This window comes from Emcibacter sp. SYSU 3D8 (assembly GCF_039655875.1).
Classification (GTDB): Bacteria; Pseudomonadota; Alphaproteobacteria; order SMXS01; family SMXS01; genus RI-34.
This window is the reverse complement of sequence record NZ_JBBYXK010000005.1, coordinates 164,002-183,173: the sequence shown is the minus strand read 5'-3', so window position 1 is coordinate 183,173 and position 19,172 is coordinate 164,002. Positions and strand designations below refer to the sequence as shown.

Annotated in this window: 16 protein-coding genes; 10 read left to right on the top strand and 6 right to left on the bottom strand. The window is 61.8% G+C overall.

Annotation, left to right across the window (positions count from 1 at the left end; translation table 11 throughout):
• Positions 1 to 135 precede the first annotated feature (135 nt).
• The 8 genes from WJU21_RS16865 to WJU21_RS16830 all read left to right on the top strand — a co-directional run bounded on the left by WJU21_RS16865 (position 136) and on the right by WJU21_RS16830 (position 7,486).
• Positions 136 to 822: a response regulator transcription factor gene (locus WJU21_RS16865; protein ID WP_346324631.1), complete on the top strand. Its 687-nt coding sequence runs from the start codon at positions 136 to 138 to the stop codon at positions 820 to 822.
• A gap of 4 nt (positions 823 to 826) precedes the next feature.
• Positions 827 to 2,239, top strand: a complete 1,413-nt coding sequence (locus WJU21_RS16860) for a HAMP domain-containing sensor histidine kinase (RefSeq protein ID WP_346324630.1) — start codon at positions 827 to 829, stop codon at positions 2,237 to 2,239.
• Positions 2,240 to 2,404: 165 nt separating this feature from the next.
• Entirely contained in the window at positions 2,405 to 3,037 is a 633-nt protein-coding gene (locus WJU21_RS16855) for an energy transducer TonB (protein ID WP_346324629.1), read from the top strand.
• 83 nt (positions 3,038 to 3,120) lie between these two features.
• Positions 3,121 to 4,029: a MotA/TolQ/ExbB proton channel family protein gene (locus WJU21_RS16850; RefSeq protein ID WP_346324628.1), complete on the top strand. Its 909-nt coding sequence runs from the start codon at positions 3,121 to 3,123 to the stop codon at positions 4,027 to 4,029.
• A gap of 1 nt (position 4,030) precedes the next feature.
• On the top strand, positions 4,031 to 4,459 hold the full coding sequence (locus tag WJU21_RS16845) for a biopolymer transporter ExbD (protein WP_346324627.1): 429 nt from the start codon (positions 4,031 to 4,033) through the stop codon (positions 4,457 to 4,459).
• Positions 4,460 to 4,484: 25 nt separating this feature from the next.
• Positions 4,485 to 4,913, top strand: a complete 429-nt coding sequence (locus WJU21_RS16840; RefSeq protein ID WP_346324626.1) for a biopolymer transporter ExbD — start codon at positions 4,485 to 4,487, stop codon at positions 4,911 to 4,913.
• An 86-nt stretch (positions 4,914 to 4,999) separates the two neighbouring features.
• Complete coding sequence (locus WJU21_RS16835) at positions 5,000 to 6,235, top strand: tetratricopeptide repeat protein (protein ID WP_346324625.1); 1,236 nt, start codon at positions 5,000 to 5,002, stop codon at positions 6,233 to 6,235.
• A 171-nt stretch (positions 6,236 to 6,406) separates the two neighbouring features.
• Positions 6,407 to 7,486, top strand: coding sequence for an AI-2E family transporter (locus tag WJU21_RS16830; protein ID WP_346324624.1), 1,080 nt, complete (start codon positions 6,407 to 6,409; stop codon positions 7,484 to 7,486).
• A 37-nt stretch (positions 7,487 to 7,523) separates the two neighbouring features.
• On the opposite strand, the gene WJU21_RS16825 is transcribed toward WJU21_RS16830, so the two are convergent.
• The 6 genes from WJU21_RS16825 to WJU21_RS16800 all read right to left on the bottom strand — a co-directional run bounded on the left by WJU21_RS16825 (position 7,524) and on the right by WJU21_RS16800 (position 16,111).
• Positions 7,524 to 7,886 carry a PRC-barrel domain-containing protein gene (locus WJU21_RS16825; RefSeq protein ID WP_346324623.1) on the bottom strand — a complete coding sequence of 121 codons (363 nt, stop codon included), beginning with the start codon at positions 7,884 to 7,886 and terminating at the stop codon, positions 7,524 to 7,526.
• A gap of 190 nt (positions 7,887 to 8,076) precedes the next feature.
• Positions 8,077 to 8,973 carry a transglutaminase family protein gene (locus tag WJU21_RS16820; RefSeq protein ID WP_346324622.1) on the bottom strand — a complete coding sequence of 299 codons (897 nt, stop codon included), beginning with the start codon at positions 8,971 to 8,973 and terminating at the stop codon, positions 8,077 to 8,079.
• Positions 8,974 to 9,044: 71 nt separating this feature from the next.
• The gene (locus WJU21_RS16815; RefSeq protein WP_346324621.1) at positions 9,045 to 9,545 is read right to left on the bottom strand and encodes an N-acetyltransferase; all 501 of its coding nucleotides are present in this window, start codon (positions 9,543 to 9,545) and stop codon (positions 9,045 to 9,047) included.
• Positions 9,546 to 9,552: 7 nt separating this feature from the next.
• Positions 9,553 to 10,392, bottom strand: a complete 840-nt coding sequence (gene rlmJ / locus WJU21_RS16810) for a 23S rRNA (adenine(2030)-N(6))-methyltransferase RlmJ (protein ID WP_346324620.1) — start codon at positions 10,390 to 10,392, stop codon at positions 9,553 to 9,555.
• Between the two features lie 152 nt (positions 10,393 to 10,544).
• Positions 10,545 to 13,181, bottom strand: coding sequence for a TonB-dependent receptor (locus WJU21_RS16805; RefSeq protein ID WP_346324619.1), 2,637 nt, complete (start codon positions 13,179 to 13,181; stop codon positions 10,545 to 10,547).
• A gap of 344 nt (positions 13,182 to 13,525) precedes the next feature.
• Positions 13,526 to 16,111: a TonB-dependent receptor gene (locus WJU21_RS16800; RefSeq protein WP_346324618.1), complete on the bottom strand. Its 2,586-nt coding sequence runs from the start codon at positions 16,109 to 16,111 to the stop codon at positions 13,526 to 13,528.
• Positions 16,112 to 16,502: 391 nt separating this feature from the next.
• On the opposite strand from WJU21_RS16800, the gene WJU21_RS16795 reads away from it, so the two are divergent.
• Both WJU21_RS16795 and WJU21_RS16790 read left to right on the top strand, forming a co-directional pair.
• On the top strand, positions 16,503 to 17,030 hold the full coding sequence (locus WJU21_RS16795) for a nuclear transport factor 2 family protein (RefSeq protein WP_346324617.1): 528 nt from the start codon (positions 16,503 to 16,505) through the stop codon (positions 17,028 to 17,030).
• 467 nt (positions 17,031 to 17,497) lie between these two features.
• Complete coding sequence (locus tag WJU21_RS16790; protein ID WP_346324616.1) at positions 17,498 to 18,865, top strand: transglycosylase SLT domain-containing protein; 1,368 nt, start codon at positions 17,498 to 17,500, stop codon at positions 18,863 to 18,865.
• Positions 18,866 to 19,172: the final 307 nt, after the last annotated feature.

Sequence of the window (19,172 nt, the reverse complement as noted above, 5' to 3'; positions counted from 1 at the left end):
AGATTCCGCTTGGCATGCAGCCAGCTGCGCCCACACATAGAACCAGGTGCGGCAGACCGCAAGGCATGTCCTCGCGCGCGGCGGCCGGCCATTGTAACATTCTTTCCGATACCGGTTCTGTTCGGGGGAGATCGGGTGAGCCGCAAACTGCTAGTCGTTGAAGACGACACCATCACGTCCAGCTACCTGGTGCAGAGCCTCAGGGAACAGGGCTATACGGTCGACGTGGCCGAAGATGGGCGCGAGGCGCTTTACCTTGCCAGTGACGGGGCGTACGAACTGGTGGTGCTGGACCGGATGCTGCCGGGGCTGGACGGCCTTTCCGTACTCAAGGCCCTGCGCGCCGCCCGAATCGAGACCCCCGTGCTCCTGCTGTCGGCGCTCAGCACCCTGGACGAGCGGGTCAAGGGCCTGAAGGCGGGCGGCGACGACTACATGGTCAAGCCGTTCGCCGTGTCCGAACTGCTGGCGCGCATCGAGGTTCTGCTGCGCCGGCGCAGCGCGGGCCCCGAAGCCGAGACCAAGCTGCGCTGCGCCGACCTCGAGATGGACCTGATCGCCCGCAAGGTGACGCGGGCCGGCAAGATCATCGACATGCAACCGCGCGAATTCGCCCTGCTCGAATATCTGATGCGGCACCAGGGCCAGCTGGTTACCCGGACCATGTTGCTGGAAGCGGTGTGGGACTACCATTTCGACCCGCAAACCAACGTCATCGACGTGCATATCAGCCGGCTGCGCCAGCGCGTCGACAAGGGATTCCAGGGGTCGCTGATCCATACCATCAGGGGCGCCGGTTACCGTCTCGCGGCGGAGGGCTGAGCGCTTGCCGATCCGGCCCCAGAGCGCAACCCTTCAGATCGCGCGCACGCTGATCCCACTTTCCATCGTGGCGACGCTTGTGCCTTTCGGCGTGCTCTATTTCGATCTCTCGACACTGCACGAGCAGAAGATCGAAAAGGAGGTGAGCGATGAGCTGCGGGCGCTGAAGTCGGTTTACGAGGACGATGGGGCAGCCGCCGTCGAGGAACGGATCCGTGACAGCCTGACCAACTCGGAGAGTGGCCGCATGCTGTATCTGTTCGAGGATGGATACCGCTACCGCGTTGCCGGCAATCTGACGGCGTGGCCGGCCAAGTCCTCGTCCAGTTTTGCATGGGAAGTCGTGCCGCTGAGCCGGTCGACATTCGCCGAGCCTGAGGTGATGGGCGCGAGTGCGACCGAACTGCCCGGACGCTACCGGCTGCTTGTAGCCATTCCCCGCGAGGAATGGGGCATGCCGATCGGACTGGTCGCAAAGGCGGCAGCGTTGGGCTTCTTCATTGCCATGCTGCTCAATGTCATTGCCGGCTTCAGGGTCTCGCACTTCCTGCGCCGGCACATGAGCAGCATCGTCGAGACCGCTGAGGATATTCTCGGGGGCGACATGTCCCGGCGCGTCAAGGTGAGCTATCTCCCGGTCGAGTTCAGCGTGGTGTCCGCCTCGCTCAACGCCATGTTGTCGCGCATCGAAGACAGCATGACCACCATGCGCGCCGTCACGGACAGCATCGCCCACGATTTCCGCAGCTCGCTCACCCGTCTTGGCGCGCGGCTCGAGATGGCGTCAGGCGGCAAGGGTGGCGAGCAGGAACTTCGCACGGCCATGCGCGATGCCGCCAGCGAAGTGGATTCCATGCTGCACATCCTGAACTCGCTGCTCGAGATCGCCCGTGCCGAGGCCGGCGTCAGCGGCGACCAGATGGCCGACATGGACCTGTCGACGCTGATTTCGGACGTCGGTGACCTTTATGTCCCGGTCGCCGAGGAGGCGGGTCTGCAACTCAATGTCCATGCGGCAGAGCCGATCCAGGTCCGCGCCCATCCGGAACTGCTGGCCCAGGCGATCGCCAACCTTATCGACAACGCCATCAAATATTCGCCGCTGGGAACGGCTATCGAGCTGCGGGCGTCCTTGGGGCCGCTGGGGCCGCTGATCGAGGTCAGCGACCGAGGCCCGGGCATTCCCGCCGAGGCGCGCGAGCGGGTGATCCATCGCTTTGTCCGGCTTGACGCGGCACGGAAAAGCCCGGGATCGGGACTGGGACTCAGCCTCGTCGCGGCAGTCGCTAAATTGCACGGGGCCTTCCTGAAATTGCACGACAACCTGCCAGGGCTTACCGCCGTAATCCAGTTCGTCGCCAAGCCTCGCCGAAAGCCGCCATTGAGCTTCCTTTTCAAGCGCTCGGTTGAAAAATGAATAAAAGTTAATCTTTGGGCCATTGTCAGTTCATGCCAAGGGCCGTATTGATATGCGCCAAGGGTCCCATGCCGTAGCGCACGGGGTCCGCCACCCGGGGAGGGTGGTCGGCGCCGAACCGAAAGGCGCTGCGGGGAAGATCAAAGTACACAGCGTCGAGGAACCATGAACAATACCCAATCCGTGATTTCCGGCCGCGCGCTTGGTTTCGGCTTTGTCATCCTGATCCATGTCGGCATCTTCTATGCGCTCATGTCCGGGCTCAGCAGCACAATGGTAGAGTTGCTGACCGGGCCAATGGAGACAGAGATCATCGACGAGGCCGTCAAGGACGACTCACCACCGCCGCCGCCGCCACCGGACTTCAAGCCGCCGCCGCCCGCCTTTGTCGACATGCCCATGGTCGCCTTTGACTCGGCACCTGCAACCCGGGCGATTCAGAATGTTACCAACGAGGTGAAGAAAGCCCCGCCGCCGCCGCCGCCGCCCGTCGCGAAGCCGACCGAGCCGCGTCAGGACCCGCGTCGTCCGATCACGCAGCCCGAATATCCGTCCACGTCGGTTCGCTTGGGTGAAGAAGGCGCCGTCATCCTGAAGTTTATGGTCATGCCGAATGGCCGCGTCGATGCAGACAGCATCTCCGTCGTCGAAAGCAGTGGTTCTGATCGTCTCGACAAGGCTGCGATGACAGAAGCCCGCAAGGCCTGGAGATTTATACCTGGAACGAAAGACGGCAAGCCTGTTGCGGTATGGCACCAGTTCCGTGTCGTGTTCGAGCTGAAGAAGGCACGCCGCTAACCCGGAGTGCTTTCCACGCCTCTTAATCAACCTGCGCCGGCGCAACCGGCTTCACGTCAAGAATTCAAAACGGAGATACCACAATGAACCGCCTGTCCACCCGTCACTGGGGCATCCGCGCCTTCGCGCCGGTTGCCCTCGCTCTGGCCCTGGTTGTCGCCCCGGTTGCCTCTGGCATCGCGCTGGCTCAGGACGCCGAAGCCCCGGCCGCCGAGGCTCCGGCCGATGAAGCTCCCGTCATGACCGATCCGGCGGCCACTGCCGAGCCGGCCGCGCCGATGGAAGCCGCGCCGATCGAAGACACCGGAATGGCCGAAGTCGAGAACCCCTACGGCCTCAAGGCTCTTTGGGAGCAGGGCGACCTTATCTCGAAGGGCACGCTGATCATCCTGGTCATCATGTCCATGGGCACCTGGTACATCATGTTCACCAAGGTGTGGGACCAGGCCAAGCTGTTCAGCCAGGCCAAGCAGGTCGACCGTGATTTCTGGAAGGCGCCGAGCCTGCAGGAAGGCCTCGACAAGCTGGACCGCGGCAACCAGTTCCGCAGCCTGATCGAAAAGGGTCTGGGCGCCGCCCAGCATCACGAAGGCCGTCTGACCGATCAGATCGACGCGCCGGAGTGGATTGCCAACAATCTGCAGCGTGAATCCGAAGCCATCCAGATGCGTCTGCAGGGCGGCCTCGCGTTCCTCGCCACCGTCGGCTCGACCGCACCGTTCGTCGGTCTGTTCGGTACGGTTTGGGGTATCTATCACGCTCTGATCGCCATCGGCGTTGCCGGTCAGGCCTCGATCGACAAGGTCGCGGGTCCGGTTGGTGAAGCACTGATCATGACCGCCATCGGTCTTGCCGTCGCCGTGCCGGCCGTGCTGGCCTACAACTGGCTGGTTCGCCGCAACAAGGCCGCCACCGAGATCGTTCGCAACTTCGTGATCGATTACGGGTCGTACCTGGTGCAGAGCCGGTCCGCGACTGCCCGGAGCCACTAAAATGGCAATGTCCGTCGGAGCACAGGAAGACGAAGCTGTAATTTCGACCATCAACACGACTCCACTCGTGGACGTGATGCTGGTGCTGCTGATCATCTTCCTCATCACTATTCCAGTGGTGATCACGACGGTGAAGGTGGAGCTACCCAAGGCGAGTAACATTGCGACGGTGACGAAGCCGGAAAACATCGTCATCGCCATCGACGCTGACGGCAACGTGTACTGGAATGCAGTACAGGTTGCCGGCCAAGCCGAACTGATGGACAAGCTCTCCCAAGTGGCGGTGCTTGACCCTCAGCCGGAAGTCCACATCCGTGGCGACAAGGCGGCCCGCTATGAGTTCGTGGGTCGTGTTGTCGTGGCATGTCAGCGCGTGGGTATCGTCAAGGTCGGCTTCATCACCGAGCCTCTGCGTCCCGGCTTGGTCTGAACCGTCTGTCAAGGAGTTATAGCCAATGGCTATGAACGTAGGTAACGCTTCGGGCGACGAAGCGGACGTCATGGTGGAAATGAACACCACACCGCTTATCGACGTCATGCTCGTGCTGCTGATCATGCTGATCGTTACGATCCCGATCCAGACGCACGCCGTGAAGCTCGATATGCCGGTGAACAAGCCGTCGACGCCGCCCGAGCCGCCGGAAGTGGTGGAATTGCAGGTCGACTTTGACGGTACCGTGTTGTGGAACGGCAATGTCGTTTCCAGCATGGGGCAGCTTAACGGCTACCTGAACACCGTCGCCGCACAGCCGAAGCAGCCGGAAATTCACATCCGGCCCCACAAACTCGTGAAATACGAGTATGTCGCCAAGGTGATGTCCGCTACCCAGCGTCTCGGTCTGAAGAAGATGGGCTTGATCAACGACAGTTCGATCGGCGGCTAACGCATTCATTCCAGGTTCAATTACCGGAACCTAGAGTGTGTATTGCGCGGGATACGCGTAGAACTTTGATAAAATGGAAGGCTCACATGAACGGGAAACAACTCGTCGCCCTCGTGATGGTCGCCTTGGCCGGTCCGGTCCTGGCAACCAGCGTCGTGGACACCGGCGCGGCTTACGCTGCCAAGCAGCAGAAAGTCAGCGAGAAGGTTGGTCGTCCGCTGCAGGAAGCCCAGGAGGCTATCAATGCAAAGGACTATAACAAGGCTCTGGCGAAACTGGCCGAAGCAAAGGCTGTTCCGAAGCGGACACCCTACGAAAACTACGTGATCAGCCAGTTCGAAACCAACGCTTATGTGGGCCTGAAGCAATACGACAAGGCTGCAAAGGCGATCCAGTCGACCATCGACAGCGGTATCGCGGCCCCGGACGAGGTCTCGACCCTGCGCAAGAACCTGATCCAGATCTACTACAGCCTGAAGAACTACAATGCTGCGGTTAACGCCGCTCAGCAGTATCTGGGCCAGAATCCCGGCGACACCGACATGATGGTGCTGGTTGCGCAAAGCCAGTACCTGATGAACCAGTGCAGCGCCGCCAAGGACACTGTGAAGAAGCTGGTGAACACCGCCCGGTCTGCGGGCCGGCCGGTCAAAGAGGAATGGCTTCAGATTCAGCTCAGCTGTGCCCACAAGGCGCAGGACAAGGATACCATGCGCGATGCGCTTGAGCAGCTGGTCCGGGTTGCTCCGAGCAACAAGGATTACTGGCGTGATCTGATCAACACGTTCCGCGATGCCAATCGTTCGGACGCGATCAATCTCGAGAGCTTCCGCCTCATGGAGCACATCGGCACGCTGAGCACGTCCGAGGACTACATGGAGATGGCGCAGGTTGCGGTTCTCCTTGGCGTTCCTGGCGATGCCCAGGCTGCGATGAAGCAGGGTTACGACAAGAAGATCCTCGGCACCGGCAGCGATGCTGGCCGCCACGAGCGTCTGAGGAAGACGGTCGAGGATGCGGTCAAGACCGATAAGTCGGAGACTGCTGGTCTGGTCAAGGAAGCCGCTGCGGCGACGACCGGCGCGAAGGACATCGCGCTTGCCGATTCCTATGCCAGTTACGGTCAGTACGACAAGGCGATCGCGGCCTATCAGTCGGGCCTCAAGAAGGGTGGCCTGAAGAATGTGGCCGCCGCCCAGTTGCACCTGGGACAGGCACTTCTTGCGGCTGGCAAGAAGGCCGAGGCCACGGCAGCGTTCAAGGCGGTCAAGGGCGACGCCGCCTATGAGAAGCTTGCCACCTATTGGCAGATCGCTTCGTAAGGATATGGCGGGGCGCTCCGGCGCCCTCCATTCGAGGTTACCGGTTCCCCCTCTCTTTGCGGCGAGGGGGAATTTTTTGTCCGGCGCCGTAGCGCATAGTATCGGGATTTGCGTGGCCGACCGCCAAGGTCTCCGTTACCTTGCATCCACGTGGCGAGTGGAGGAATGGACGTGACGATATCGCGGCGGCGCAGCCTTGCCTTCTGGATCATCGGCTTCGTCGGTTTTCTTGGCGTCGTCTGGCTGCTCCGGTCAATTCTGCTGCCATTCCTCGCGGGCCTTGCCGTAGCCTATTTTCTCGATCCGATCTGCGACCGGCTGCAGCGCTGGGGCATGTCGCGGGTCTGGGCCACATCGGTCCTGACGGTGGCCTTCGCCCTGCTGGTCGTGGCGGCGTTCGCTTTCCTGCTGCCGCTCGCCGTTCATCAGCTTGGCGACTTTGTCGACACCTTGCCGACGTTGCTCGAGGTCGGCCGGGGAAAGGTCCGTGTGCTGCTCGACCGGTTCAACCAGGTCGTTGATCCCGCGACCGCCGATCAGATACGCGACGGTCTGGCCAGTTCCTTCGGTGGTTTTGGGTCGTGGATCGGGGGAATGCTGACCGGCCTGCTCTCGAGCGGGCTGGCCCTGCTCAATGTCCTGTCACTGATCTTTCTGACCCCGGTGGTCGCGTTCTTCATGTTGCGTGACTGGGACAGCTTTATTGCCCGGCTGGATTCCTGGATCCCGCGCAATCAGGTCAATGTGGTTCGCAGCCTCGCCGGTCAGATCGACGATATCCTTGCCGCCTGGGTGCGGGGTGTCGCCCTTGTATGCGTATTGCTGGCGGCGTTTTACGCGGTAACGCTCAGCTTGATCGGACTGAAGGTAGGACTGTTCATCGGGATTTTTGCCGGTTTCCTGTCGTTCGTGCCGTTTGTCGGTGCGATCGGCGGACTGATCCTGGCGGTGGGGATGGCGGCCATCGAGTTCGATGAACCCTGGCGCGTCGCCCTTGTTGCGGGCGTATTTCTGGTCGGCCAGGCGCTGGAAGGCAATTGGCTGACGCCCATGCTGGTGGGCGAAAAGGTGGACCTGCATCCGGTGGCGGTGATCTTTGCGCTGCTGGCCGGCGGCGCCCTGTTCGGATTCGTCGGCCTGCTCCTGGCAGTGCCGATGGCGGCCGTGGTGGGCGTGTTGACGCGCTACGCGATCCAGGAATATCTGAAGAGCCAGCTTTACCGCGGCTACGATCTGCCGCCGCCTGTGTAGGGCGGGCCATGGCGCGGCGGCCATGGCCCTGTCTGGCCTACATCCAGTAAGGCGTGGCGTTATAATAGCTGTGAACCAGCTTGCCCCAGCCTTCGTCTTCCCATTGCGGTTTGTCGTTGGCCTCGAAGGTGGGCGCGTTCTTCAGCTTTTCCTTGTCGATATTCACCACATAGCCGTCCATGTCGGTGTTGTATTTCAGGACGCTCCAGGGCAGCGGGTGATGCTTGTCGCCCATGCCGAGAAAGCCGCCGAATGACATGTCCGCGTAGGCGACCTTGCCGCTCAGCTTGTCGATCATGACGTTCTCGATCGATCCGATCTTCTCGCCCTGCGGGTTGTATACCTTGGTGCCCTCGACCCGGTCGGAGGCGATCAGTTTGGTGTGGGTCGTCGTGTCCATCTGACATTCCTTTCCGTAGTGAATCGCATCCGCACCATGAATGCGGATATCTTCGAACAACGGGGATCGAAGGGGAATGTTCCTGATTTTTCAAAAAGATGACTGCCGGCAGAAGGCGCCGGTAGCCGGCTACAGCCGCGGCGTACCAGCGTGCAAATCCCGGATATAGCTGGTCCGCGAGGTGGGGTAATCAGATGTGATTGGTAATGGAGATATTCACGTTCATGCCCAGGGCATCGCCGGGCGCGGCCTCGATAGTGCCTGAGATGGGCGATGCCTGGTGCGGGTCGCGCACGATGGCGACGGGGATCAACTCGATGTCGGTTGTCAGGGCGTTGGTCGGGTCCACATGGGTCCAGCCGGCGCCTGGCAGATAGATCTGCACCCAGGCGTGGGTTGCGCCGCCGCCGATCACGCCGGCCGCATTCGAACCGGGGTCCTGCGCCGCGTCATAGATATATCCGCTGACGAACCTGGCCGCGATTCCGAGGCTTCGCATGGCCTCCATCATGAAGTAGGCGAAATCCCGGCACGTGCCAGATCCTGTCTGCAGCGTCTCCAGCGGCGACAGCGTGCCGTAAATGTCACGCGGACTGTAGGCGAAGTTGCTTTTGATCGCCGATGCGATTTCCCGGATCAGCGGCAGCGTTTCCTTGACGCCTGCACCGCCGTCGGGGACTGCAAGAAAGCCCTTTGCCCACAAATCGATGGCATGCCCGGGATCGGGCACGTGACGCTCCTGCAGACCCGCCAGATCCCGAATCTCGTCGGCGGAATAGGCGAGCGGCAGGTTCCGTGCGTGATCCGTCAGCAGGGCTTCAGGCTGGACGAAGGCAAAACGTTCCACGTCCAGCGTGCTGTCGATCACCAGTTCGGTCGCCTGGCAGTCGAAGTCCACGAAGGCGATGCTGTTGCCGAACACATCGTACTGCCAGACAATGTTGCTGGGGTGCGGCGAAATGGCCAGCGTGGCTTCGTGCAGCTTCATCTCGTGGCTGTCACGCGGCCGCAGCATCAGCCGGTGCCGCCCCAGTTTCACCGGGTTGGCGTAGCTGTAAGTGGTTGAATGTCTGAGAAGAAATCGCATGCGACTGCCCGCGCCCTGTACGTTGTTGCCCGACACGAACGCATGCCGGAAAGGGCGGTTCCTGTCCGGGTTCAATCCGGATCGAAGGCGTCCGGATAGGTCACCGTTCCGGACATGCCGGCCAATGCGTCGGCCGTCAGTTCCAGGGCCATGAAGGCCTCGCCTGAATACGGCGCCTCCAGCTTGTTTACCGTCGCCGGCGAGAACCCGAAACGTGGATAATATGCCGGATGCCCCAGGACGATCACGGCCTCGAAACCCTGCGCCGCCAGTTGATCGAGGCCCGTGCGTACCAGAGCCGAGCCGACACCCTGCCGTTGGCGTTTTGGCGTGACGGCCATGGGCGCGAGTGCGGCAGCGCGCACGCCCCAGCCGTCCACGATGACCGAAATGGCGCTGAACAGGATATGTCCGATCAGCTGCTCGTCATCGATGGCGACCAGTGATGCGCGGATCAACTCCTCCGCCCGCAGGCGCTCGATCAGGGCAGCTTCATATTCACCGCCGAAGGCGATCCGGTTAAGCGTCCTGATGCTGCCGTGGTCCGCGCTGGTTTCCGCTCTGATGTTCATCGTCCGCCTATTCGGGAAACAGCCAGCCGGCTTGTGTCGGACCCTGTGCGCCAAGCTTTTCCACCAGCCAGGGCAGGGCCGCATCCACCGCGGCGGGCAGCGTGTAGGGAGGGTTCACGATAAACAGGCCGGACCCTGTCATGCCGCGTTCGGCCGTATCTGGTTCCATGCAGAATTCCACCCTGTAAGTCTTGCGAAGCCCAGCTGCGCGCATGGCGACCTCCATGGCACGCACACGTGTCCTGTCGATGACGGGATACCACCAGACATATGTGCCGCCGGGGAATTTTTTCCATGCCTGGGAGACGGCCGTGGCAACCAGCGCGTAGTCGGTCTTGATCTCGTAGCTGGGGTCGATCAGGCACAGCGCCCGCCGCTCGGGTGGCGGCATGTGGGCGATCAGGTTGCGAAGGCCGTCCGCCTTTTCCACGCGGACCCGCCTTCGGCCGGAGACAAACTGGGAGAGTCTGGCTTCGTCCGACGGATGTAGTTCATAGAACAGCGCACGGTCCTGAGGCCGCATCAGCGCCATGATCAAGGATGGCGAGCCGGGGTAAATGCGCAGGCTGTCGTCCGCATTGAGCGATCGCACCTGGGCCAGATAATCGGTCAGCAATTCCGGCGCGTCGGCGGCTTCCGGCATCAGACGGCCGATACCAGCCCTGAATTCCCCGGTCTTTTCAGCCTCTGGCGCCTGCAGATCGTAGCGTCCGGCGCCCGCATGGGTGTCGAGGAACAGGACCGGTGTGTCCTTGCGCAGCAGGTAGCGGGCAATGAACGCGCATATTCCGTGCTTGAGGACGTCAGCGTGGTTGCCGGCGTGAAATCCGTGGCGGTAGGACAGCATTGCGGCACCGGACGAAGTGGCGGGACGGGCGCACTCTGACCATGGGCGGCATGCCGATCAAGTGGCAATGCCGTGCGGGCAGGGCTGCGCAAAGAAAACGGGGCGGACCGTTACCGGTCCGCCCCGCGATCGTCGGCGTTGCTGGAGTTCGTTTACCAGCGATAGGTCGACTGGATGGTGATCAGGCGCGGCATGCCAAGCTGGCCGGTCAGGTCACCGGTCGCGCCCAGCGGCTTGTCCTGGATGCTGTAGACATAATGGTCATTGCCGCAATTGGCGCAGACCAGCGAGAACTCCCACGGACCGGTCGTCTGATAGACACGGACCGACGCATTGATCAGCGTACGCGCGGGCACCCCTGTTCCGGGCTGGCGGATGGTCTCGAAGCCCTTGTTGCGGAAGTTCACATCCGCCGAAAGGGACAGGCCCCAGTCGTTGGACAGGTCGACGTCGTAGGTGAAGCCGGCATTGACCTGGAACGGACCGCCGCCATAACGCTCACCCGACAGGTCCTGGGCGAAGCCGCCGGTACCGGTGGGCATGCACAATGCCGCCAATGCGGGCACATAGTTCGATGCCGAAGGCGTGTTCTGGCCGGCATAGCACTGGGCTGCCGGGAAGCTGGTGTATTTCAGGCGGTTGTACTGGGCCGAAAGACGCAGCAGCAGGTTATCGGTAGCCTGCATGTACATGTTGCCTTCGATGCCCGAATTCCGGGCGCCGGCGGCGTTCTGGACGGTGAAGTTGGTGGTCACCGGGTTGAACACGGCCACCTGCAGCGAGCTGTACTTCATGGTGTAGAGCGCGACGTCGGCGGTCATCATGCCGTCAAAGAACGACCCCTTGGCGCCGATCTCGAAGCCTTTAACGGTCGAGCCGTCAAAGGTCAGGATCGGGTTGACCTCGGCGCTGGTCGCCCGGATCGGTTTGCCGTCACCGTCATAACGGATCGAGCCGTCGGGGTTCTGCGAATAGAAGTTGCCGATGGTGCCGGGGTTGGAGATGCCCGCCGCCTGGTAACCGGTCTTGTACGAGGCATAGAGCATCAGGTCGTCAACCGGCTTCCAGCTCAACGTCGCCTGCGGCGAGGTGTTGTGGAAGCTGCGGGTCAGGTCGTAAGCCGTGCCTGAGTGAGCGAACGGATTGGCCGTCTCGGGCGCGGCCGACAGGAAATCGTCCAGCCGGTTGAACAGCTGCTCGCCGTGGGCGTTGCGGTTGTCCTCGGTATAGCGCACACCGCCCGACAGCTCGAGGGTGTCGGTGATGTCCCAGCGCATTTCGCCGAATATCGACCAGCTGGTGATGTTGTTGTCCCAATGCTGGTGATAGGTGAGGAAGCTGCCGTTGTAGAAATCCGGATAGAAATTGCTGTCCGGGGCCGGGCCGAGCGGGAAGATCTGCACCGGGGCATCCAGGTCGCGGAACATGTCCTCGTAGAAGCCGCCGATCATGAAGTTGACCGGACCGTCATAGTCGGACCGCAGGCGCAGCTCGGTGGTGAAGCTGTGGCCGCCTTCGCCCTGCTTCGAGGCCACGACGCCATAGGTGTAGTCGTACTGGGTCAGCTCGCGCTGCTTGTAGTCCCAGTAGCCCGACACGGACGTCAACGTCAGCTCGTCGGTGATCCTCCAGTTCATCTCCAGCGTGGTCAGGAAATTGCGGAAATGGTTGAAGTAGTGGGTGTCGTTGTTATCCAGGGTAGGATTGCTGTCGAACCACGCCTCGGGCGGCTGGGTGCTGTGACGGCGCCAATGAATCTTGCCGTCACAGGTCTGCGTCGGATCCTGGACCAGGCCGAAGAAGCCCGTGTTCTGGTAGGGGCTGCCGCCCACGCCGTCGGCACAGGCGATGACAGCGGCGCCACCGGCGTCATTGTCTCGCTGGTCCGCTGCGAACACTTTCAACGTCGCGTCGAAATTGTCGTTCGGCGTGAACACCGCGGTGATACGGCCCACGAACTGCTTGGTTTTCGGGGTTTCGGTGAACTGGTTGGGATTGGTGGGATAGAGCGCGGTCGTCTCGAACGGGCTCAGGTCGCGCGGCAGGCCAACCAGGTCTGACGCCGTATTCTTGTAATAGCCGCCCTGCATGAACTGACCGCGGCCTGCGACACGGATCGCGAGCTTGTCATTCACCGGGATCGACACGCCGAATTCAACGCTCGGGTCTTCGGAGCGGAACTCGTAGCTGACCTTGGCGAAGCCTTCATAGGTGTCGCCGGGCGAAACGCTGGTGACCGCGATCACGCCCGCCGGGCTGTTCTTGCCGAAAAACAGGGTCTGCGGACCCTTCAGCACCTGGACGTTCGCCACGTCGAAGAAACCGACGCTCGACATGTGGCCGCGGGTAAACGAGAAGCCGTCCAGCACGAAGGCCACCGGCTGGTCGGCGCCGTAATCGGTCGCCAGACGGCCCACGCCGCGGATGATGAAGTTGCCGCCGGCGCCGCCGCCCGAGGCCTTGTTCACCTCGACGCCGGGCAGCTGCGAACTGAGCTGGGTCACGTCGGTGGTGTTATAGCGCTGCATCTGCTCTTCGGTCAGCACCGACAGGGCGACCGGCGTATCAATGGCGCGCTCCTCGGTCTTTCGGGCGCTCACCATCACCGTGTCGATCGACTGGCTGCGCGGCTGCGACACAGGCTGCTGCTGGGTCTGACCCGTCGGCGGCAACGGCGCCGCGCCGTCCTGGGCGGCTGCAGGATGGATCGCTGCAAGAGCAATTATGCCCGCAACGCCCGTCAAGGCGCGGCCATGACGGCCGGTCCAGGTATTAAAAAGCTTACTCACTGGTTGTTTTCTCCCCTTGTGGTGTTGCCCCTTGTCCGCTGGATTTCCAACGGACACTTTGGTCAGGCAGTCGCTGGATTCAGTGCCTGTTTCTTGGTGTGGCGGTTATGCGGGGGGATGCCGTGCGCGGTATTTCGGTGCGAGCAACCATCGATGGTGTCGATCCGCACCTGTCCTCCCCAACTCAGTGCTTCGTTCGCTGGAAGAACATCATACTAATCAAATACATTCAAGCGTGATTTTTGATGGCCGGCCCGGCAGCGGTCCCGGGGCGCTACCCGCAAAAGCAACGGGGCGGACCGGTAAACCGGCCCGCCCCGAGGCGGATGATGCTGGAAGCTAGCTTACCAGCGGTAGGTTGACTGGATGGTGATCAGCCGGGGCATGCCCAACTGACCGGTCAGGTCGCCGGTCTTGGCCAGCGGCTTGTCCTGGATGCTGTAGACATAATGGTCGTTGCCGCAGTTCGAGCAGATCAGTGAGAACTCCCACGGTCCGTCCATCTGGTAGATGCGGACGGATGCGTTGATCAGCGTGCGTGCCGGAACGGCCGTACCGGGCTGACGCAGGGGCTCGAAACCCTTGTTGCGGAAGTTCACGTCACCCGACAGCGACATTCCCCAGTCATTGCCAATCGACACATCGTAGGTGAAGCCGGCGGCAATCTGGAAGGGACCGCCACCATAACGCTCGCCCGACAGGTCCTGGGCGAAGCCGCCGGTACCGGTGGGCATGCACAACGCCGCCAATGCGGGCACATAGTTCGATGCCGATGGCGTGTTCTGGCCGGCATAGCACTGGGCTGCCGGGAAGCTGGTGTACTTCAGATGGTTGTACTGGGCCGAAAGGCGCAACTGCAGGTCGTCGGTGGCCTGCAGGTACATGTTGCCTTCGATACCCGAGTTCCGGGCGCCGGCGGCGTTCTGGACGGTGAAGTTGGTGGTCACCGGGTTGAACACGGCCACTTGCAGCGAGCTGTACTTCATGGTGTAGAGGGCGATGTCGGCGGTCATCATGCCGTCGAAGAACGACCCCTTGGCGCCGATCTCGAAGCCTTTAACGGTCGAGCCGTCGAAGGTCAGGATCGGGTTCACCTCTTCGCTGGTGGCGCGGATCGGGTTGCCCTCCGTGTCCATCCGGATCGATCCGTCGGGGTTCTTCGAATAGAAGTTGCCGATGGTGCCCGGGTTGGAGATGCCCGCCGCCTGGTAACCGGTCTTGTACGAGGCATAGAGCATCAGGTCGTCAACCGGCTTCCAGCTCAACGTCGCCTGCGGCGAGGTGTTGTGGAAGCTGCGGGTCAGGTCGTAAGCCGTGCCTGAGTGAGCGAACGGATTGGCCGTCTCGGGCGCGGCCGACAGGAAATCGTCCAGCCGGTTGAACAGCTGCTCGCCGTGGGCGTTGCGGTTGTCCTCGGTATAGCGCACACCGCCCGACAGCTCGAGGGTGTCGGTGATGTCCCAGCGCATTTCGCCGAATATCGACCAGCTGGTGATGTTGTTGTCCCAATGCTGGTGATAGGTGAGGAAGCTGCCGTTGTAGAAATCCGGATAGAAATTGCTGTCCGGGGCCGGGCCGAGCGGGAAGATCTGCACCGGGGCATCCAGGTCGCGGAACATGTCCTCGTAGAAGCCGCCGATCATGAAGTTGACCGGACCGTCATAGTCGGACCGCAGGCGCAGCTCGGTGGTGAAGCTGTGGCCGCCTTCGCCCTGCTTCGAGGCCACGACGCCATAGGTGTAGTCGTACTGGGTCAGCTCGCGCTGCTTGTAATCCCAGTAGCCGGACACCGAGGTCAACGTCAGGTCGTCGGTGATCTTCCAGTTCATCTCCAGGGTGGTAAGGAAGTTACGGAAGTGGTTGAAGTAATGGGTGTCGTTGTTATCGAGCGTGGGGTTGCTCTCGAACCATGCGACCGGCGGTTGGACAGCGCTCCGCCGCCAGTGAATCTTGCCGTCGCAGACTTGGGTGGGATCCTTGACGAGGCCGAAGAAGCCGGTGTTCAGATAGGGGCTGCCGCCGACACCATCGGCGCAGGCGATGACAGCCGCGGCGCCTGCGTCGTTATCGGTTTGATCGGCCGCGAATATCTTCAAGGTGGCATCGAAATTGTCGGTCGGCTCGAACACGGCCGTGATGCGGCCCACATATTGCTTGGTCTTGGGCTGCTCCTTGAACTGGTTCGGGTTGTGCGGGTAGAGCGCATCGGTCTCGAACGGACCCAGATTCCGGGGCACGTCGAGGATCTTGGCGCCGTCGTTCTTGTAATACCCGCCCTGCATGAACTGACCGCGGCCAGCGACGCGGATCTTCAGCTTTTCGTTGACCGGGATCGAGACACCGAACTCGATGCTCGGATCTTCGGCGCGGAACTCATAGCTGACCTTGGCGAAGCCTTCATAGGTGTCGCCGGGCGAGACGCTGGTGACCGCGATCACGCCCGCCGGGCTGTTCTTGCCGAAGAACAGGGTCTGCGGACCCTTCAGCACCTGGACGTTCGCCACGTCGAAGAAGCCGACGCTCGACATGTGGCCGCGGGTAAACGAGAAGCCGTCCAGCACGAAGGCCACCGGCTGGTCGGCGCCGTAGTCGGACGCCTGGCGGCCGATGCCGCGAATGACGAAGTTGCCGCCGGCGCCGCCGCCCGAGGCCTTGTTCACCTCGACGCCGGGCAACTGCGAACTCAGCTGGGTCACGTCGGTGGTATTGTAGCGCTGCATCTGCTCTTCGGTCAGTACCGCCAGGGCAACCGGCGTGTCGATGGCGCGTTCCTCGGTCTTTCGGGCGCTCACCATCACGGTCTCGATCGACGAGGTCCTCTGGGGCGTCGGTGGCGGTGCGGGCGGGGGCGCATCGCCTTGCGCGGCGGCCGGGCCGATTATCCCCACTATCAGCGCGGCTCCCGCCACGCCGGCAAGCAAGCGGCCCAAGAAGCTGCCCCCTCCCATATGTTGCGCTGTTTTCACGTTGATCATCTCCCCTGTTGTCGGCGGTCGATACTGCGCCGGATTCCTTGCGTCATGCGTCTGCTGGTGAGAGTGGATGCGGCGCGCTTGCCATGCGGTGCCGGCGCTCCTCCCCTCGGAGACCTGGCAGCGCGCATCCGATCCCTCCCCAAGACGGCACGCTCATGTTCATGTTACCAAAATCAGAGCATATGTCTCCACAAACATTCAAGCGTGATTTCTACGGGTCGGACTGACTTTTTGGGGAGTGTGTTAAATCTGTTACAGACATGACTGCGGGCGCAGCATTGGGGAATGATTTTACCGGTCGCTCTGGCTAGGCTGGGGGCCGGAATCGCATAAGGGAGAGACAGACATGCCCACCGACGCGCAGCTTCAGGAGCTATGGGACAAACAGGAAATCGCTGACGTATTGGGTGCCCGGTACGCCCGCGGGCTGGACTGGCTCGACGAGGCGGCGTTGAAGGCGTGCTTTCACCCCGACGCCCATGTGGATTATGGCTTCTTCGTCGGAAACGCCCATGACTGGTGCACCATGGTGATGCCCATCGAGGCGCAGAGCCTTCACCGCTTCCACTACGTCTTCAACATCCTCATAGAACTGAACGGCGACACGGCCGAGGCGGAAAGCAACAGTCTGGCCGGCGGTCGTTCGTCCGACGGCGAGGGTGGTTTCAACCAGAGCTTCTTTGGTAGCCGTTATCTTGACAGGCTGGAGAAGCGTGATGGGATCTGGCGGATTTCCGAGCGCCGCACCATGCTCGAATTCGCCCAGCAGATGCCCAGCTCCGGCGGCCCGGACGGCGGCCTGAAGGGCCTGGAATTGATCGAAGGCCTTTCACCGGCACATCCCCTGTACCGCGCGATGACGCATCGTCCCTGATCGGGCCGGCACCGGACAGGGCTTGGCCGGTCTGACGAAGGGTTCATATGCCGCGTCTCGGGCGGCATGAAAAAGCCCCAATTACCGCTTACCCACCGGTCACCGCGGAGGCCGCGTGCGGTGCGGCCGGCGCGTGGCAGGGATCGGGGGGCGCTGGTCGCCTGCGTCTTGTCGGTAGGGGTGGCGTGAGGCATTTCATCATGCTTTTATGTCGCCCCGGGACGGTAACAGGAGCGGCATTGGTTCAGCCCGCTGAAATGATCCGGCCACGACGTGGTGACGCGGTTTTTCGTCTGGCGGCTACCTTCGGGTTGGCGCTGTGCCTTCTGGCGGGTAGCCCGGCTGCATACGCGGATACCGCTTCCGGTAAACAGGGAAATGTCCAGCAGGCAACACCGGCAGAGTCTGCCTCTGGTGCCGCACGGCCAGATGGCGATTCCAGCCCGTGGACAGGCGACCTTTCGGGCATGAAGGACCGGCAGGTCATCCGCATTCTCGTTCCCTACAGCAAAACCCTGTTCTTTTACGACAAGGACAAGGAGATGGGGGTGGTGCACGATCTCGGCGTGTCGCTGGAGAAGTGGGCCAACCAGCAGTCTTCACCCGGACCGGGCAAGAAGAGCGTGAAGGTGGTGTTCGTGCCGGTGCCCGAAGAGCGATTGTTGTCGGACCTGACGGCGGGGCTTGGCGACATGGCAGCGGGTGGCCTGGCTTTCGACGACAATGGCGAGATCGACTTTGGCGGATCGCTGGCGCCTGACAGCGGTTCGGTTCTCGTCAGCCGAAAACGCGGCGATCCGCTTGACGAGCTGGACGACCTGTCGGGTCGCGAGGTGGTCATTCACAGGTCCAGCGCGTCGTTCGAGCCTCTGCGGGCGCTGAGCGCCAGGCTGGAGGCCCGGGGCAAGCGTCCCATCAAGCTGATCAAGGCGCCCGAGGAGCTGCAGGACGAGGATCTGCTGCAGATGGTCAGCGGTGGCCTTGTCCAGATTGCCGTAGTCGATGGTTATGTCGCGACCTTCTGGAGCAAGATCATCCCCGGCATCGTGGTGAACGGCGACTTGCTGGACAAGGGAGGCACAGCGCTGGGATGGGCGGTGCGCAAGAACAGCCCGCAGCTCAAACGCCTCCTCGAGGGCTTTACGGCCCGTGCCGAGGGCAAAGCCTTTGCGGGCGGAACCTCATTGAGAAAATATCTCGGCGAAACCAGGCTGCCGAACAACGCGACCGCCCAGAGAGAGATGGACAAGTTCAACGGAGCCATCGACATGTTCAAGAAGTATGGCGACGCTTACGATTTCGATCATCTGATGATGATGGCCCTGGGCTATCAGGAATCCGGCCTCAATCAGAAGGCACGCAATCCCTATGGCCCGGTCGGCATGATGCAGATCACGCCGGCGACGGCTTCCACGTCGGTCGTCGCCATCAAGGGCATCGACAAGGACGCCAACCGGAATGTCGAGGCAGCCGCCAAGTATCTAAGATACATAGCCGATTCATACCTGGATGACCCCAATATCAGTCAGATGAACCGCACGCTGATGGCGTTCGTGGGGTACAATGCGGGCCCCAGGAAACTCAAGATCATCCGCGAGGCCGCCGCCAAGAGCGGGCTCGACCCCAATGTCTGGTTTCAGAACGTCGAACTGGCCGCCGCGCAGACCCTCGGCCGGAAATCGGTCGAATATGTTTCCAACATCTACAAATATTATACGGCGTACCGTATTTCGGTGGGCGATCCGGCCCTCCGGACGAGACCCAACAGCCCCGTGGCCGTCGAGCCGGTCGAACGCGTTCCGGAAGAGGATCCGGTGGCGGTCACCCAGCGCTGACCGGCAGCATTGAACGGCGCCTTCCATAACAAGCATCCGTGAAGATTCCGGCAGCCCGTGCATTTCTGAAGAACCCGTGTTCCATATTGCGTTGCAGAAAGGCTGCTATTCGCAAAAAGCCGGACCTATCTTGAAAGTAACAGAGATAAGTTCTTGGCCGTAAACGGTCCGGGTCTTATATCTCGCTCGCCGTGGACGGGATGGGGCCGCTTTATTTTTTGAATTTTCCGTGCTGGCGGGGGCTGACGGAATATGCGCGATATTTGGAGCCCATCCCGACTGATGGTCCATCCGGGCCTGCCATGTT

Bases quoted from the DNA above. Each gene is read 5' to 3' on its own strand.
- WJU21_RS16855 (WP_346324629.1), top strand. From the start codon at position 2,405: ATGAACAATACCCAATCCGTGATTTCCGGCCGCGCGCTTGGTTTCGGC.
- WJU21_RS16850 (WP_346324628.1), top strand. From the start codon at position 3,121: ATGAACCGCCTGTCCACCCGTCACTGGGGCATCCGCGCCTTCGCGCCG.
- WJU21_RS16845 (WP_346324627.1), top strand. From the start codon at position 4,031: ATGGCAATGTCCGTCGGAGCACAGGAAGACGAAGCTGTAATTTCGACC.
- WJU21_RS16840 (WP_346324626.1), top strand. From the start codon at position 4,485: ATGGCTATGAACGTAGGTAACGCTTCGGGCGACGAAGCGGACGTCATG.
- WJU21_RS16835 (WP_346324625.1), top strand. From the start codon at position 5,000: ATGAACGGGAAACAACTCGTCGCCCTCGTGATGGTCGCCTTGGCCGGT.
- WJU21_RS16825 (WP_346324623.1), bottom strand. From the start codon at position 7,886: ATGGACACGACGACCCACACCAAACTGATCGCCTCCGACCGGGTCGAG.
- WJU21_RS16820 (WP_346324622.1), bottom strand. From the start codon at position 8,973: ATGCGATTTCTTCTCAGACATTCAACCACTTACAGCTACGCCAACCCG.
- WJU21_RS16815 (WP_346324621.1), bottom strand. From the start codon at position 9,545: ATGAACATCAGAGCGGAAACCAGCGCGGACCACGGCAGCATCAGGACG.
- rlmJ (WP_346324620.1), bottom strand. From the start codon at position 10,392: ATGCTGTCCTACCGCCACGGATTTCACGCCGGCAACCACGCTGACGTC.
- WJU21_RS16795 (WP_346324617.1), top strand. From the start codon at position 16,503: ATGCCCACCGACGCGCAGCTTCAGGAGCTATGGGACAAACAGGAAATC.
- WJU21_RS16790 (WP_346324616.1), top strand. From the start codon at position 17,498: ATGAAGGACCGGCAGGTCATCCGCATTCTCGTTCCCTACAGCAAAACC.